Origin of the sequence: Trinickia terrae (assembly GCF_005144415.1) — a bacterium.
GTDB classification, from domain to species: Bacteria; Pseudomonadota; Gammaproteobacteria; order Burkholderiales; family Burkholderiaceae; genus Trinickia_A; species Trinickia_A terrae.
Map to the genome: position 1 here is coordinate 76,138 of NZ_SWJE01000005.1, position 15,810 is coordinate 91,947.

The window sequence follows — 15,810 nt, forward strand, 5'->3', positions numbered from 1 at the left end:
AGCTTCCTCGGCGACGCGGCTCGCAGCCGCGTCGAAAGCAGTAAAAAAACGGCGGTGTGTGCTTCGAAAGAAGCCACGCCGCCGTTGTTCTTGGGGCTGGAGCGCGGCGCCTGACCGCGGCGTGCAGCCGGCTGACGGCTGCGCTTCGGTCGGCTTCAGGCCGCCTGCTTCTTGAGGTGTTCCGCCGACAGGCCGAATTCACGCGCGATCGAGGTCAGCCGCTCGGCCCATTCCCAAGTGCCGAACGCATCGTGGACGTTCTGCAGGCAGCTCAGCAGGTTGATGGCCGTCGGATCGTAGATGTTGACGCGCGCCCTGAGCAGCGCCCGCTTGAGCGCGGCGACGCCGGCGTCCATATACGTGGGCACTTCGTCGGGGCGCTTGCCGATGTAGCGCACCGGCACGCCTTCCATCGCGGTCACGTAATCGCGCGGCTGGATCAGGCTGCCGACCGGGCAGCCGCCGCAATAGCCCCGATAGGCGCCACCCCCGCGCGGCAGCAAGGCGGCGCGCCCTTGGCCGAAAAGATGGTCGACGGCGTGGTCGAACAGCGCTTGATGCGTTAGGAAATTGAGATTTTTCATGGTTTCGGCGGCTCGAGCTGAAATGCTTCGGCCGTTCGTTGTCTTATACGTGCAGCTATAACGCTTCGATCGGTAAAAATGCGGACATTTTTCATACCAGTTCGCAATTTTGACCGTAACCGATTGCACGCCCGGTTGCATTGAAAGTCCGCCGAACCTTACCGGACAAGGCTCGCCGCCGCCTTGCGCCAAGTCGTGCGGCGGCGTTTCGGGACTTTCCCCTAGCGATGGCGCGCGTCGCGGCCAATGTTGCGAAAACGCAATTACGCAGTAGCGCCCTTGTGCCCCTTCTTGCCGAGCGCCGCACAGGGGTCGTGGCGGAAGCAGCCGACTTCGTGGTCGTTCACCATTCCCACCGCCTGCATGAACGCGTAGCAGATCGTCGAGCCGACGAACTTGCAGCCATAGTTCTTGAGCGCCGTGCTGAGCGCGTCGGAGATCTCGGTCGAGGCTGGCGCATCCCTGTACGAGGCATGGCGGTTCTGGATCGGCACGCCGCCGACGAACGACCAGACGAAGTTCGCAAGCGAGCCATGCTCGGTCCGAATCTGCTGCACAGCGCGCGCGTTGAGGATGGCCGATTCGATCTTGGCCCGGTTGCGCACGATGCTCGTGTCCTGCATGAGTGCCTCGATCTTCTTCGACGCGAAGCGGGCGACGGCGTCGACGTCGAAATCGGCAAACGCGCGGCGATACCCTTCGCGCTTGTTGAGTATCGTCGACCACGACAGCCCGGCCTGCGCGCCTTCCAGCACGAGCATCTCGAAGAGGTGCCGGTCGTCGCGGGACGGCACGCCCCATTCGGTGTCGTGATAGTGCTGGTCCGCTTCGGTCTTTGCCCAGTGGCAGCGGTGTATCTGCTCTGTCATGTGCTCGCCTCGTTTTGTTTTCCGCGTGTTTTCTGTTTCGCTGGGCTTTGATTGGCGCCGCGATACTTCCGCAAGAGGATAGCGTATCGGCCTCGCACGGAAACTAGGCCGTTTGGCCGATTGGCGCGCGCAGCCGAAGCGGATAACCTCGCGGTCAAGTCACTCGATACAAGCGGATGGACGATGGACAAACATGATTTCCTGATCGGCATCGACGGCGGCGGCACCGGCACGCGCGTCGTGCTGGCCGACACGCGCGGCGTCGAATTGGCGCAGGGCACGGGCGGCTCGTCGGGGCTCGGGCTCGGCGTCGAGCGCGCGTGGCAATCGATCGAGGCGGCGTGCGCGCAGGCGTTCGAGCGCGCGCGCATCGCGTTCGACTGGTCGCGCTGCGCGCTGGGCTGCGGCCTCGCCGGCGTGAACAACCGCGACTGGCTCGCGGCCTTCGTCGCGCAGGCGCCGCGGGTCGCGGCGCTGGCCGTGGAAAGCGATGCCTATACGACGCTGCTCGGTGCGCACGACGGCGCGCCGGGCGTGATCGTCGCGCTCGGCACCGGCAGTATCGCCGCGGCGCTCGACGCCGAGGGGGCCTGCCGCATCGCCGGCGGCTACGGGTTTCCGTCGGGCGACGAGGCGAGCGGCGCGTGGCTGGGACTGCGCGCCGTCGTCCACGCCCAGCGCTCGCTCGACGGCCGCGTCAAGCCCGATGCGTTCTCGCAGGCGCTGCTGGCCCGCACCGGAGCGAGCGACCATGACAGCCTCGTCGTCTGGCTCTGTGCGGCAAACCAGACGGCCTATGCGAGCCTTGCGCCGCTCGTGCTCGAGCACCGGGCGCATCCGTTCGCGGCCGGTCTGCTCGCCCAAGCGGGGGCGGACATCGTCAGCCTGATCGATGCGCTCGACCCAGCCGCGCAATTGCCCGTCGCGCTGTGCGGCGGCCTGGCCGAACCGCTGACGCCGTTCGTGCCGCCTTCGCACCGCGCGCGGCTGCGTGCGCCATTGTCGGATTCGGCGCATGGCGCGCTGCGGCTTGCACAACGCGAAGCCGCCCGCGCCGCGTGAGAGGCCGGGCTGGGAGCGTGCAGACGGTACCCCCGGCGCGCACTCCGCGGTTGTCATCGGGCGGTTACAGCCAGCGGCGATAAAATAGGCGTTTTCCCGCAACTGCCCTCGCCCAGCCTCGCCATGTACCAAGTCATCGCCACCGATCTCGACGGAACCTTGCTCAACAGCGATCACCAGCTCGATCCGTTCACGGTGGCGACGGTTCGCAAGCTCGCGGACGACGGCGTGCAATTCGTTATCGCCACGGGGCGCCACCACCGCGATGTCGCAGGCATTCGCGACGTGCTCGGCATTCGCCCGTATCTGATCACGTCGAACGGCGCGCGCGTGCACGCACCCGACGACACGATGATCCACGCGCGCGACCTGCCGCCCGCCACGGTGCGGCGGCTCGTTCAGCCGGACGTGGTCGGCGGGCATGGCCGCGTCATCGTCAATCTGTTCGCCGACAAGGCGTGGCTGATCGATCGCGACGCGCCGGAGCTGCTGGCATTCCATCAGGATTCGGGCTTTTGCTACGAAGTGATCGATACGCTGTCGCACGACGGCGCCGACATCGCCAAGGTGCTCTATATCGGCGAGCCCGATGACCTCGCTCAAGTGGCGGAGAATCTGGCGCGCGAGTTCGGCGATGCGCTCTACGTCACCTATTCGCTGCCCGACTGCCTCGAGGTGATGACCGCGAGCGTGTCGAAGGGGCGCGCTCTGCAGTTCGTACTCGAGCAGTTGGGCGCGGATGCGTCGAAGTGCGTGGCCTTCGGCGACAACATGAACGACATCGATCTGCTCGAGACCGCAGGCCATCCGTTCATGATGAACAACGCGAATCCGGATTTGATCGCGCGCTTGCCGCAAGTGCCGCGCATCGGCAACAACTTCGAAGCCGGCGTTGCGCATCAGCTGCGCAAGCTGTTCGCGATGCGCGACGAGATCGCGCAGTAGCTTACGCTAACGCACGCGACGCGGATTGCCGGCGTTACTGCGACGCGGCGTGCGCAGCCGCGCCTGAAGCCGCCGAGACCGCGGCCGGCAGCGCCGCGCATGGGCAGTCGGCCGGGCGTCCATTGAGGCCTTGCGCTTCGCGCTTGAAGCTCGCGCGCGGCGCGCCGCCTTGCCAGTCGAGCTTCACGATATAGATGCTGTCGAAATCGCTGCTCTGCCAATGCGGGACGTCGCTTGCATTGCCGCCGTTGGCCGTCAGCATGTCGCGCACGAGTTCCTCGATCAGCTTGTGCTCCCACGCGATCACCACCAGCTTGCCGCGATACGCGGGCGCGACGAGTGTGCGTTGCAGCTTGTCGATCTGGGAAAGGCCATACGGCGTCTGAACGGGCAGGCCGAATTGAATCGCCGTGGGCTCGATGGTCGCGAGCGGACGGACGTAGTAATACAGGTGGCCGCTGTCCTTCTTCTGCTCGCTGGGGTCCGGCGCGTAGATCGCGTCCGGCTTGCCGAATTTGGCGGCGATCACCGCGGGCAAGGCGAGCGCGCGGTTCAGGCCCTGGCAGTCGAGCTGTCCGTAGCCTTGCGCCGGCTTTTCTCCATGCCGCACGAAGATCAGTGTTTCGACGTTGTCGTCGGCGGCGCGCACCGGCGGCGCGAGCATGCCGACGCACAGCGCGATGCCGGCGCATAGAAAGCGCTTGATGTGTCCATGCGGGAGAGTCATATCGAATCACCTTGGCTGGCTATGCAAAGTCGGGAGATTCTAGCAGCGCGGCCAGCCAGCCATCGAATCGCCCGCGCCGAAAATCGGCAGCGATACGGTATCCTAATCAGCAAGCGATGCAGACCAATGGGAAAAGGAACATTCGCCATTCCGCATTGGCCGTTCGTTATCGCGCATTCGAGCGGTCAATACTCAGAAATTGTTAAATAATCACGAGATCGATCTGATAATTTCCCAATAAAGGGCAATTGCTCGCGGTGTAAGCAAATTTAATAATTATCAGATGATTTGCGGTTAGACTGGGTGAATTGCGCATTGCTAATTGTGTTCTTTACGACTAATCTCGGGGCAAACGTGTACATAACAGGGAGGCCAACATGTCTCAATACGCGGAACTGAAGGCGCAAATCGCCAAGCTGCAAGCCCAGGCTGATGAGGCCCGGCGCACCGAACTCGGAAATGTGATCACGGAGATTCGCCTGAAGATCGCCGAATATGGTCTTTCGGCGCACGATCTCGGCTTTGCGGAGGCCGTTCGCCGCGGCCGTCCGCCGAAGAAGGCGCCGCTGCCGCCCAAATACCAGGACCCCAAATCAGGGAATACCTGGAGTGGGCGCGGTAAGCCGCCGAAATGGATTGTCGGAAAGAACCGGGATCGTTTCCTGATTCAGCAGTAGGAATCGGCTGGCTCGAAAGCGAATTGAAGGTAGGCGGATCGTCTAAGCGAATACCTAAATCGGCTGGCGCATCGGGGCTATGCGCGCCGGCAAGAAAATAGGCATTTTTCGGCAATTTTTTGTCGGCCCGATGTCGATCCGGACTTGGCGCTTTAGCGCTTAGTCCGGTCCCATGCAGAGCTGTTGGCGCTTCAGTGGTTACTCGGGACCCATGCAACGCAGCCGGCGAATGAATTGCGGATATCCGCGCTCGCGCTCGCGAGCCTGCCAGCGGCTTTATCGGGGGTGATCTGTCATCCAGTCCCCTTGAAAAGCCGCTGGCGGCGCTTCTGGTTTGAAGCGCCGCCAGCTGTTCCGATTCTTCAGCAGATCCTTCAGCCCGCCGCCACGCGTCGCAGGACTGGGCGCCGCGCGCGCTGCAGGAGCGCCGTGTAGCTGTCCACGTAGTTCTGCGCCATCGTCTTCGAGCTGAAGCGCCGCTCGAACTGCGCGCGGATTTCGCTGCGCGACAGTTCGTCGAGCCGCTGCAGCGCGGCGACGGCGCCCTTGGCGTCTTCCACGATGTAGCCCGTCACGCCGTGGTCGATCACCTCGGGCACCGAGCCGCGATTGAACGCGATCACGGGCGTCCCGCACGCCATCGCTTCGATCATGACGAGGCCGAATGGCTCGCACCAGTCGATCGGAAAGAGCAGCGCCTTCGCGCCGGAGAGGAATTCGGGCTTTTGCGCCTCGTTGATTTCACCGATGAATTCGACGTTCGCCTGCGAGAGCAGCGGCTCGATCTCGGCCTTGAAATAATCCTGGTCGACCTTGTCCACCTTGGCGGCGATCTTCAGCGGCAGACCGCTCATGGCAGCGATCTTGATGGCTGTATCGACGCGTTTTTCCGGACAGATCCGTCCCAGGAACGCGAGGTATTCGGGCTTGCGGTGCGGCTGCGGCGTCAGGAGCGCATCGGGCAGGCCGTGGTAGATCGTATTGATCCAGTTGGCTTGCGAGAGGGGCTGGCGCTGCGAGTCGGAGATCGAGACGACGGGCGCGTCGGTAAACGTGTCGAACATCGGCTGCAGCTCGGGCAGGTCGAGGCGTCCGTGCAGCGTGGTGACGAACGGCGTGTCGAGGCCGGAAAAGAGCGGAAACGGCAGGTAGTCGAGATGAAAGTGCAGCACGTCGAACTCGTGCGCGACGCGGCGCACTTTTTCGAGCAGCAGCATGTGCGGCGCGAGCGGGTCGCGGATCGTCGGATCGAGGCGCAGTGCGCGCGGCCACGCGGCTTCGAGGTTCGCGCAGGTGACGGAGTCGCCGCTTGCGAACAGCGTGACGTCATGGCCGAGGTCGACGAGCGCTTCGGTCAGGTAGGACACGACGCGCTCGGTGCCGCCATAGAGCTTCGGCGGGACGGCCTCATAAAGCGGCGCAATTTGGGCGATTCGCATGCGTAAATCTCCTCTGATCCCATGCAGGGCGTTCAAGAACTTCGCGGGCCGGGCCCTGGCTGCTTGCGGCGGCGGGGGCTCGGCCCGGCTAGCCGGATTGCCTTGGATGAGGCAACCCGGCGAAGAGCGGCCAACGATGCCCGCAATGGGTTTGGCCGCATGGTGGTTGTCATTATCGAGATCGAGCGCAGGGATTCGAGAGGTTTTTCAATCGCTTGCCGCTTGTTACAGGCCGAAACACCGGCGCGTTTCTTGCCGCTGGCGGATAAAGCCTGCGATTGGTGATGGCTGCCTCCTTTCGGAGCCGCTGCGCCCGCATGGCGTCGCAAAAATCGGGCCGCATCTGGTAAACGCGCGGGAGAAGCTCGCCAGACCTAATAAGGAAAGGAGCGGGAAGCAATGCCGACGGGACTTTTATTGCGGCACCGTGAAATCTCACTATAATTTCGCAAGGCGCATCACGTCCTCTTCTTTCGGGCCATTACAAGGCCGTCCAAAACGACACGCTTCCACTCCAGGGCGTCGTCCGTGTCAGAAAAATTCCTACACGTTTTATAGACATTTCCGTCAATTGGGCGGGGTGTCTATCTGATTTCCGCCGCTTGCACGTTTCGAGACAATGCAGACAGGACCATAAGCGGGCTCTTCGTGCGTCTTTTTTTCGTGCGAACGGGCAAACGTTTCCGTAAGCCTGACCAGCTAAGTAAGCAAGACCCGGGGGAATCATGAGCGCCACAAGCGAAATGCTCAGCGAGATCAAAGAAGTGAACCTGTCCTATCTATTGCTCGCGCAGCGGCTGCTGCGCGAAGACAAGGCGATGGGCATGTTCCGCATGGGCGTCAACGAGCAGTTGGCCGACGTGATCGCCAATCTCTCGCTGGCGCAAACCGTCAAGCTCGCCGCATCGAACCAGATGCTGTGCCGTTTCCGCTTCGACGACCATGCCGTCCTGTCCGCGCTTGCCGACAAAGGCAAGACCAACGCCGTTGCGCAGGCGCATTCCGCCATCCTGATGGCGAGCCAGCGGGCCGAAGCCATCGGCTGATCCGGCGCCGTTGCCGTCAAGCGAACATGCCGTCCGGCGGCGGTGCTGCTGCGGGGCGAGCCGTTACGGGGCAAAACAAGCAGTCAAGAAGGCAGGACACATCGCCATGGCTACAAAGAGCGTGGTGCTCGAAGTCAAGGAAATCACCTTGGCGATCGAGTTGATCGAGCTTGGCGCTCGTTTGCAATTGCTCGAAGCAGAAACGAGCCTTTCGCGCGACCGGCTAATCAAGCTGTACAAGGAACTGAAAGGCGTTTCGCCGCCGAAAGGCATGCTGCCGTTCTCGACGGACTGGTTCATGACCTGGCAGCCGAACATCCACTCGTCCCTGTTTTACAACACGTACCGGTTCATGGTCGAGCACGGCGGCTGCGAGACGATCCAGTCCATCGTGAAGAGCTACCGGCTCTATCTCGAGCACGTCCACCTGCACGGCGACGAGCCGCTCCTGAGTCTCACGCGCGCCTGGACATTGGTGCGTTTCTTCGACTCGGGCATGCTGCAGATGACCCCCTGCACGCGCTGCGGCGGGCATTTTGTCGCACATGCGCACGACCCGCAGCATGGCTTCGTCTGCGGCTTGTGCCAGCCGCCGTCGCGGGCGGGCAAGACGAAGAAGTCCTCGCGGCCCGAGTTGGCCGAACTGGCCGCATAACCGGCCGGGTTCCGGCCGGACCCCGGCGGGCGCCCGCTCCCCCGCGCGGCGCCTGGCCTCGGCCTCGCTTGCAGGCTCGTGGTTTACACGGCCTTCCACTCCCTTATTTCCCCCAAAGTTTTCGCCCTGCTTGCCGTAAACCAATTAACGGCGGTCTCCCCGTCGCTCATTGTGAGGGCCCGGCTGTGCTGATTTTCGTTGGAACACTCGTAACACTGTTGTCCGTCTTCGGCGGTTATGCGCTGGCAGGCGGCCACTTGGGTGCGCTGATCCAGCCGACCGAAATCCTGATGATCGGCGGCGCCGGCGTGGGCGCGTTCATCCTGGGCAACGGGATCAAGAACATCAAGGCGACCGTGCGCGTGCTGCCGACCTTGTTCAAGGGCTCGAAGTACAACAAGGACGTCTACATGGAGCTGATGGCGCTCCTCTACGTCCTGCTTGCCAAGGCCCGCAAGGAAGGCACGCTGACGCTCGAAGCCGACATCGACGATCCCGAGAAGAGCCCGATCTTCACGCAGTATCCGAAGATCCTCGCCGATCACCACATCGTCGAATTCCTTACCGACTATTTGCGGCTGATGGTGGGCGGCAACATGAACGCTTTCGAGATCGAAAGCCTCATGGACGAGGAGATCGAGACGCATCACACCGAAGGCGAAGGCCCGGCCCATGCGCTCTCGCGCGTCGGCGACGCGATGCCGGCGTTCGGCATCGTCGCCGCGGTGATGGGCGTCGTGCACACGATGGCCTCGGCCGACAAGCCGCCCGCCGTGCTGGGCGCGATGATCGCCGAGGCGCTGGTCGGCACCTTCCTCGGCATTTTGCTTTCCTACGGCCTGATCGGCCCGCTCTCGAGCCTCGCCGAGCAGCGCGTCGCCGAGTCGACCAAGATGTTCCAGTGCATCAAGGTGACGATCCTCGCGAGCCTGAATGGCTACGCGCCGGCGATCGCAGTCGAGTTCGGCCGCAAGGTGCTGTTTTCGACCGAGCGCCCGTCGTTCGCCGAGCTCGAAGAGCACGTGCGCCGCGTGAAGGCGAAGTAAGCGGCGACGGGAAGGAGAGAATGTCGATGAACTACCCCCACGCTCACTTTTGTTCGCTGTCGACCGGAGTTAGCGCTTTAGCGGTTACTCCGGTCCCATGCAAAGCTCCCCCCGAGGGGGCGGACGCCGCCCTTGGGGCGGCCCGGCGGGAGGCGTCATGAGCAAAGGAAAAGATCGCGCCATCATCGTCAAGCGCGTCGCGCCGGCGAAGAAAGGACATCACGGCGGCGCGTGGAAGCTCGCCTACGCGGACTTCATGACCGCGATGATGGCGTTCTTCCTGCTGATGTGGCTCTTGAGCGCCGTCACGCCGGTGCAGTTGAAGGGCATCGCCGAATACTTCCAGCAGCCGCTGAAGGCGGCGCTCTTCGGCGGCGACCGCAGCGCCGAGGATTCGAGCATCGTCAAGGGCGGCGGCCGCGACATCTCGACCGACAAGGACGGCGTCACGCGCCGCACCGACGGCGAGACCTCGAAGGCGACGCACACCGCCGCGAAGAGCGACGAGGAAGCGCGGAACCAGCAGCAGGGCTCGCTCGAGCGCCGCGAACAGGTGCGCCTGCACGACCTGCAGATCAAGCTGATGGCCGCGATCGAGGCCAACCCGGTGCTGCGCCAGTTCAAGCAGCAGATCCGCGTCGACTCGACGCTGACCGGCCTGCGCATCGAGATCGTCGACACCCAGAAGCGGCCGATGTTCGCCACCGCGAGCGACGATGTCGAGCCGTATATGCGCGACATCCTGCGCGAGATCGGCAAGACGTTGAACGACGTGCCCAACCGCCTCGTCGTGCAGGGCCACACCGACGCCGTGCCGTATGCGGGCGGCGAGAAGGGCTACAGCAATTGGGAGCTGTCTTCCGACCGCGCGAACGCGTCGCGCCGCGAGCTGATCGCGGGCGGCATGGACGAGGACAAGGTGCTGCGCGTGATCGGTCTCGCGTCGGCGCAGAACCTGAACAAAGCCGATCCGCTCGCCCCGGAGAACCGGCGCATCAGCATCATCGTGCTGAACAAGAAATCGGAGGACGCGCTGACGCGCGACGACACCACCACGACGACGCTGTCGGACGATGCCGCGGGCGCCAAGGCGCTCAGCGACCGGATCGCGCCGCCGCCCGCCGTGGCTCCTCAACCCGTGACAGTGACGGGCAGCAAGCCATGAGCAGCCAGACGCGGAAGCCGTGCGCGCCAAGCGAAAGCAAGACGCAGTGAGGAATTCATGATCAGGAACATTCTGGCGATCGACGATTCGGCCGCCATGCGCGAGATCCTGTCGGCTACGCTGACGGCGGCGGGCTACAGCGTGACGCTCGCCGCCGACGGCGACGCCGGTCTCGCGAGCGCGCGGTCGCAAACGTTCGATCTCGTGCTGACGGACCAGTACATGCCCCAGCGCAGCGGGCTCGACGTGATCGCGGAGCTGCGCAGGAGCGCGGCCTACGCTGAGACTCCGATCCTCGTGCTCACGACCGAAGACGGCGAAGCGTTCAAGGACGCGGCGCGCGCGGCGGGGGCGACGGGCTGGATCGAGAAGCCGTTCGATCCGGACACGCTGACCGAGATCGTGGCGTCGCTCGGTGCGTAGCGGCGGCGCGCCAGGCAGGACCGGAAGCAAGCGAAGGTAAACCCGCGCGTAGACGCGCGAAATTTGAACAAGCAGATTTGCAACGCGACTTCTCGCGGTGACCCAGCATGACTCTCGACATCACACAGTTCTACCAGACGTTCTTCGACGAAGCGGACGAACTGCTCGCGCAAATGGAGCAGTTGCTGCTCAACCTGGATATCGACGCGCCGGACCCCGAGGACCTCGCTGCGATTTTCCGCGCGGCGCACTCGATCAAGGGCGGCGCGGCGACGTTCGGCTTCACCGCGCTGACGGAGACGACGCACATCCTCGAGTCGTTGCTGGACCGCGCGCGCAACAACGAGCTCACGCTGCGCAAGGAGATGATCGACACGTTCCTCGAGACCAAGGACGTGCTCGCCGATCAGCTCACCGCCTACCGCGCGAGCGCCGAGCCCGATGCGGCCGCGGCCGCCGCCGTGTGCGCGAAGCTCGAGCGGTTCAATGCCGAAAGCGGCGACACGCCGCCTGCGGCGGCTCCGGCCGCAGCGCCTGCGCCCGCACCGGCGCCGGCTGTCGCGGAAACGGGCTCCACGCCGCCGGAACATGTCGTTTCGCAGGCCGAGCAGGAAATCGGACACGGCTCGGCTGCCAGCGCTGCGCCGGCAGCTGCCGGGGCCGATGCTGAACCTCACCTGAAAATTACGCTACGGGGGGTGGGGGAGAAGGACCAGGAGCTCCTGACCGAAGAGTTGGGCAACCTGGGGCAGATCGTCGGCACGGTGAAGAGCGGCAGCGACCTGACGCTGTATCTCGAGACCGACGTGTCGTCCGACGACATCACCGCCGTGTGCTGCTTCGTGATCGACGACAGCCAGATCGCGATCGGCCGCGGCACCGCGCCGCCGAGCGGCGAGGCGCAGCCGGAAGAGGCGGCTGCGCCCGTCAGCGAGGCGCCGGCCGCGCCTGCGGTGCAAAGCGCCGCGCCGGCCCAAGCCGCGCCGCCGCCCGCCGCGGCGCCCGCGGCCAGCGCACCCGCGCCGGCGCAGCCCGCCGCCGCTGCGCCTGCCCCGGCTCCGGTCCCGGCCAAGCCGGCCGAGCCGAAGCCCGCCGCCCCGGCGGCGGCCGCATCCGCCGGCGAGGACAAGAAGAGCCGTCCCGCCGCCGCAGCCGCGACGGGCGAAGGCAGCTCGATCCGCGTCGGCGTCGAAAAAGTCGACCAGCTGATCAACCTGGTCGGCGAGCTCGTCATCACGCAGGCGATGCTCGCGGAAACCACGAGCACCTTCGACCCGGCCCTGCACGACCGCCTCTACAACGGCATGGCGCAGCTCGAGCGCAACGCGCGCGACCTGCAGGAAGCGGTGATGTCGATCCGCATGATGCCGATGGACTACGTGTTCAGCCGCTTCCCGCGCCTCGTGCGCGACTTGGCGGCGAAGCTCGGCAAGGAAGTCGAGCTCGTCACGTTCGGTCAGGCGACCGAGCTCGACAAGAGCCTCATCGAGCGCATCATCGACCCGCTCACCCACCTCGTGCGCAACAGCCTCGACCACGGCATCGAGACCGTCGAGGCGCGCCGCGCGGCGGGCAAGGATTCGACGGGTCAGCTGGTGCTCTCCGCTGCGCACCACGGCGGCAACATCGTGATCGAGGTCAGCGACGACGGCGCGGGCCTGCGCCGCGACAAGATCCTCGCCAAGGCAATGAAGCAGGGCATGCAGGTCAGCGAGTCGATGACCGACGAGGAAGTCTGGAACCTGATCTTCCTGCCGGGCTTCTCGACCGCCGAGCAGGTGACCGACGTATCGGGCCGCGGCGTCGGCATGGATGTCGTCAAGCGCAACATCCAGGCGATGGGCGGCCACGTCGAGATTCAGTCGCAAGCCGGCAAGGGCAGCACCACGCGCATCGTCCTGCCGCTCACGCTCGCGATTCTCGACGGCATGTCGGTGAAGGTGGGCAGCGAGATCTTCATCCTGCCGCTGAACTTCGTGATGGAGTCGCTGCAGCCCGGCTCCGAAGACATCTATACGGTCGCCAACGGCGAGCGCGTGGTGCGCGTGCGCGGCGAATACCTGCCGCTCGTCGCGCTGCACGAGGTGTTCTCGGTCGAGGACGCGCGCACCGAGCCGACGCAGGGCATCGTCACCATCATGCAGACCGAGGGCCGGCGCTTCGCGATGCTGATCGACGAGCTCGTCGGCCAGCAGCAAGTGGTCGTGAAGAACCTGGAAACGAACTACCGCAAGGTGCATGGCATTTCGGCCGCGACCATTCTCGGCGACGGCAGCGTCGCGTTGATCGTGGACGTGGCGGCACTCTACCGTGAGTCCCGTGCTTCGCACGGCGCTCTGAACTTTTCGTAATTCCCAACCGTCTGGGGGCTAACGTGGCAGAACTGCAAACCAACCATTCAAGCGGCGTGGCCGGCGGCCGCCGCGACGCGCTGCAAGGCGACGCGGCCGGGCAAGAATTCCTCATCTTCACGCTCGGCGCGGAAGAGTACGGCATCGACATCCTCAAGGTGCAGGAGATCCGCGGCTACGACAGCGTGACGCGCATCGCCAACGCGCCCGACTTCATCAAGGGCGTGATCAACCTGCGCGGCATCATCGTGCCGATCGTCGACATGCGCATCAAGTTCCACCTGGGCCGCGTCGAGTACGACCACCAGACCGTGGTCATCATCCTGAACGTCGCGCATCGCGTGGTGGGGATGGTGGTGGACGGCGTGTCGGACGTGCTGACGCTCTCCGTCGACCAGATCATGCCCGCGCCGGAATTCGGCGCGACGCTGACGGCCGAGTACCTGACCGGCCTCGGCACCGTCGACGGCCGCATGCTGATCCTGATGGACATCGAGAAGCTGATGGCCAGCAAGGAAATGGCGCTGATCGAGAACTTCGCGCACTGACCGGCGCGGCTTACCCGGCATTCAGCCCGTTCCAGGCACACGGAGATTCACAATGCTGCACAACTGGTCGATCCGCACGACGCTGACGGCGATAGCCGTCGTGCTCCTCGCGCTGACTGTCGCGGTCGGCGCGCTCGGTCTGTCGGCGCTCAACGGCGCGAGCCACTCGCTCGACACGCTCGCGCGCGGCGACCTGCCCGCGATCCACTCGCTCGACGATGCCAGTTCCTACCTGCTGCGCTCTCGTCTCGCTCTCGACCGCTTCCGCGCGCTCACGGAGGCGAACAACGCCGACGAGGCGAAGAAGGTGCTCGACCGCGCGCAGGAGCTGCTCGCGAAGTCGAACCAGGCATGGCAGGCGTTCCAGGACGCGCCAAAGGCCGAGCTCGACAGCGCGCTCCTCGACGACCTGAACGCCAAGCACGCCACGATGGTGCACGACGGCGTCGAGCCCGAGTTCAATGCCGCGCGCGCGGGCGACCTGGCCGGCTATCACGCGATCGCCGACACCAAGATCAGCCCGATGTTCGTCGCCTTCGACGCGGCCGCCGCGCAAGTCATCAAGGGCCGCCAGGATCACGCGGAGGCGCTGCAGGCCGCGTCGCAGTCGCACATCTCGCTGATGAGCATGCTGATCGTCGCGGTGACGGCGCTCGCGCTCGTGCTCGTGGTGATGATCCGCTTCACGATGCGCGGGCTGATCGTGCAGCCGCTCGCCGATGCGGTCGCGCATTTTGACCGCGTCGCGTCGGGCGATCTCACGCAGCCGGTGCAGGTGTTCAGCAAGAACGAGATCGGCCAGCTGTTCGGCGGCATCAAGCGGATGCAGGACGGCGTCACCGGCATGGTGAAGGCGGTGCACGCGGGCACGGAATCGATCGATGTCGGCGCGCGCGAGATCGCGGTCGGCAACACGGACCTGTCGCAGCGCACCGAGCAGCAGGCCGCGTCGCTGCAGGAAACCGCCGCGAGCATGGAGCAGCTGACGGGCACTGTGCGCCAGAACGCCGAGAACGCGCGGCAGGCGAGCCAGCTGGCCGTGAACGCATCGGAGATCGCGATGCGCGGCGGCGAGGTGGTGAGCCAGGTCGTCGATACGATGGACGCGATCGCGACGAGCTCGAACAAGGTCGTCGACATCATCGGGGTGATCGAAGGGATCGCGTTCCAGACCAACATCCTGGCGCTGAACGCGGCCGTCGAGGCGGCGCGCGCGGGCGAGCAGGGCCGCGGCTTCGCGGTGGTCGCGGGCGAGGTGCGCTCGCTGGCGCAGCGCAGCGCGGCGGCGGCCAAGGAGATCAAGACGCTGATCGGCGATTCGGCCGACAAGGTGCAGAACGGCTCGGAGCTGGTCGGCCGCGCGGGCACGACGATGGAAGAGATCGTGCAGGCGGTGCGCCGCGTGACGGACATCATGGGCGAGATCAGCGCGGCGTCGGAGGAGCAGTCGAGCGGCATCGAACAGGTCAATCGCGCGGTCACGCAGATGGACGACGTGACCCAGCAGAACGCGGCGCTCGTCGAAGAGGCGGCTGCCGCGGCGGCGTCGCTCGAAGAGCAGACGCGCAAGCTGAAGGCGGTGGTGAGCACGTGGCGCGTCACGGGCGATGTGGGCCACGCGATGCAGCCGGCGGCGCGCATGCGCAGCAGCGCTTCGGCACGCGGCACGGGCAGTGCGGCGAGCAAGGGTGCGCTGTCGGCGCCCAAGCGCGCACAGCCTGCCGCGCCCGCGAAGCTGACGCCGCCTGCGCCGCGCGAGCCGCAACTGATGGCGCCTGCGCCGCAAGCGGCTCCGGCCGCGCCGGCACACGCGACGGCTGGCGCACAGGCCGCCGCGCCCGCGCCTGCCGCCGCGAAACCCGCAGTCGCCACGCGCTCTGCGGCAGCCGCCGCACCTGCGCCGCGTGTTCCGGCTCCCGCGCCGGTGGCCGCGAGCAAATCCTCCGACGACGACTGGGAAACTTTCTAACCCTTTCTTGACCGCAGCACGGAACCGACGAACATGCGACCCTTCGGCACCTCGCCCGCGACCGGGCGGCTCACTGCAGCGCGCGATGCCCGCGCGCGCGGTGCCGCATGGCAATCGCACGCAAGCACGACAGTCAACGCATCGAACCAGCGAGACTTGATGAACGGCCCCCACGCTCATATTCATTCGCTGTCGACCGGAGTTAGCGCTTTAGCGGTTACTCCGGTCCCATGCAAAGCTCCCCCCGAGGGGGCGGATGCCTCCCTTGGGGCGGAACCGGCGCCCGAAGGAAGTCCTCTTGGGG

16 protein-coding genes are annotated in these 15,810 nt (G+C 65.4%); 12 read left to right on the top strand and 4 right to left on the bottom strand.

Annotation, left to right across the window (positions count from 1 at the left end; all coding sequences use genetic code 11):
- Window positions 1–155: 155 nt before the first annotated feature.
- Both FAZ69_RS09700 and FAZ69_RS09705 read right to left on the bottom strand, forming a co-directional pair.
- Entirely contained in the window at window positions 156–584 is a 429-nt protein-coding gene (locus tag FAZ69_RS09700; RefSeq protein WP_136894886.1) for a hypothetical protein, read from the bottom strand.
- 263 nt (window positions 585–847) lie between these two features.
- The gene (locus FAZ69_RS09705) at window positions 848–1,453 is read right to left on the bottom strand and encodes a DNA-3-methyladenine glycosylase I (protein WP_136893788.1); all 606 of its coding nucleotides are present in this window, start codon (window positions 1,451–1,453) and stop codon (window positions 848–850) included.
- Between the two features lie 183 nt (window positions 1,454–1,636).
- Between FAZ69_RS09705 and FAZ69_RS09710 the strand changes: the two genes are divergently transcribed.
- Window positions 1,637–2,515: a glucosamine kinase nucleotide-binding domain-containing protein gene (locus FAZ69_RS09710; protein ID WP_136893790.1), complete on the top strand. Its 879-nt coding sequence runs from the start codon at window positions 1,637–1,639 to the stop codon at window positions 2,513–2,515.
- Window positions 2,516–2,638: 123 nt separating this feature from the next.
- The gene (locus FAZ69_RS09715; RefSeq protein WP_136893792.1) at window positions 2,639–3,460 is read left to right on the top strand and encodes a Cof-type HAD-IIB family hydrolase; all 822 of its coding nucleotides are present in this window, start codon (window positions 2,639–2,641) and stop codon (window positions 3,458–3,460) included.
- A gap of 34 nt (window positions 3,461–3,494) precedes the next feature.
- On the opposite strand, the gene FAZ69_RS09720 is transcribed toward FAZ69_RS09715, so the two are convergent.
- Window positions 3,495–4,187 (bottom strand): histidine phosphatase family protein, encoded by a 693-nt coding sequence (locus FAZ69_RS09720; RefSeq protein ID WP_136893794.1) that lies wholly within the window; start codon window positions 4,185–4,187, stop codon window positions 3,495–3,497.
- Window positions 4,188–4,564: 377 nt separating this feature from the next.
- On the opposite strand from FAZ69_RS09720, the gene FAZ69_RS09725 reads away from it, so the two are divergent.
- Window positions 4,565–4,864, top strand: a complete 300-nt coding sequence (locus FAZ69_RS09725) for an H-NS histone family protein (RefSeq protein WP_136893796.1) — start codon at window positions 4,565–4,567, stop codon at window positions 4,862–4,864.
- Between the two features lie 374 nt (window positions 4,865–5,238).
- On the opposite strand, the gene FAZ69_RS09730 is transcribed toward FAZ69_RS09725, so the two are convergent.
- Entirely contained in the window at window positions 5,239–6,303 is a 1,065-nt protein-coding gene (locus tag FAZ69_RS09730; protein ID WP_136893798.1) for a glycosyltransferase family 4 protein, read from the bottom strand.
- Window positions 6,304–6,405: 102 nt separating this feature from the next.
- Between FAZ69_RS09730 and FAZ69_RS09735 the strand changes: the two genes are divergently transcribed.
- The 9 genes from FAZ69_RS09735 to FAZ69_RS09775 all read left to right on the top strand — a co-directional run bounded on the left by FAZ69_RS09735 (window position 6,406) and on the right by FAZ69_RS09775 (window position 15,506).
- Complete coding sequence (locus FAZ69_RS09735) at window positions 6,406–6,588, top strand: hypothetical protein (protein ID WP_136893800.1); 183 nt, start codon at window positions 6,406–6,408, stop codon at window positions 6,586–6,588.
- A 440-nt stretch (window positions 6,589–7,028) separates the two neighbouring features.
- Window positions 7,029–7,349, top strand: a complete 321-nt coding sequence (gene flhD, locus FAZ69_RS09740) for a flagellar transcriptional regulator FlhD (protein ID WP_136893802.1) — start codon at window positions 7,029–7,031, stop codon at window positions 7,347–7,349.
- A 106-nt stretch (window positions 7,350–7,455) separates the two neighbouring features.
- The gene (gene flhC, locus FAZ69_RS09745; RefSeq protein ID WP_136893804.1) at window positions 7,456–8,004 is read left to right on the top strand and encodes a flagellar transcriptional regulator FlhC; all 549 of its coding nucleotides are present in this window, start codon (window positions 7,456–7,458) and stop codon (window positions 8,002–8,004) included.
- A gap of 185 nt (window positions 8,005–8,189) precedes the next feature.
- Window positions 8,190–9,050, top strand: coding sequence for a flagellar motor stator protein MotA (gene motA / locus FAZ69_RS09750; RefSeq protein ID WP_136893806.1), 861 nt, complete (start codon window positions 8,190–8,192; stop codon window positions 9,048–9,050).
- 157 nt (window positions 9,051–9,207) lie between these two features.
- On the top strand, window positions 9,208–10,215 hold the full coding sequence (motB, locus tag FAZ69_RS09755; protein ID WP_136893808.1) for a flagellar motor protein MotB: 1,008 nt from the start codon (window positions 9,208–9,210) through the stop codon (window positions 10,213–10,215).
- Between the two features lie 57 nt (window positions 10,216–10,272).
- Window positions 10,273–10,638: a response regulator gene (locus FAZ69_RS09760; RefSeq protein ID WP_136893810.1), complete on the top strand. Its 366-nt coding sequence runs from the start codon at window positions 10,273–10,275 to the stop codon at window positions 10,636–10,638.
- Between the two features lie 107 nt (window positions 10,639–10,745).
- Window positions 10,746–12,989: a chemotaxis protein CheA gene (cheA, locus tag FAZ69_RS09765; protein WP_136893811.1), complete on the top strand. Its 2,244-nt coding sequence runs from the start codon at window positions 10,746–10,748 to the stop codon at window positions 12,987–12,989.
- A gap of 23 nt (window positions 12,990–13,012) precedes the next feature.
- Window positions 13,013–13,537 (top strand): chemotaxis protein CheW, encoded by a 525-nt coding sequence (gene cheW, locus FAZ69_RS09770; RefSeq protein WP_136893814.1) that lies wholly within the window; start codon window positions 13,013–13,015, stop codon window positions 13,535–13,537.
- A 52-nt stretch (window positions 13,538–13,589) separates the two neighbouring features.
- A complete protein-coding gene (locus FAZ69_RS09775) occupies window positions 13,590–15,506 on the top strand; it encodes a methyl-accepting chemotaxis protein (RefSeq protein WP_136893816.1) in 1,917 nt (638 codons plus the stop codon).
- Window positions 15,507–15,810 lie beyond the last annotated feature (304 nt).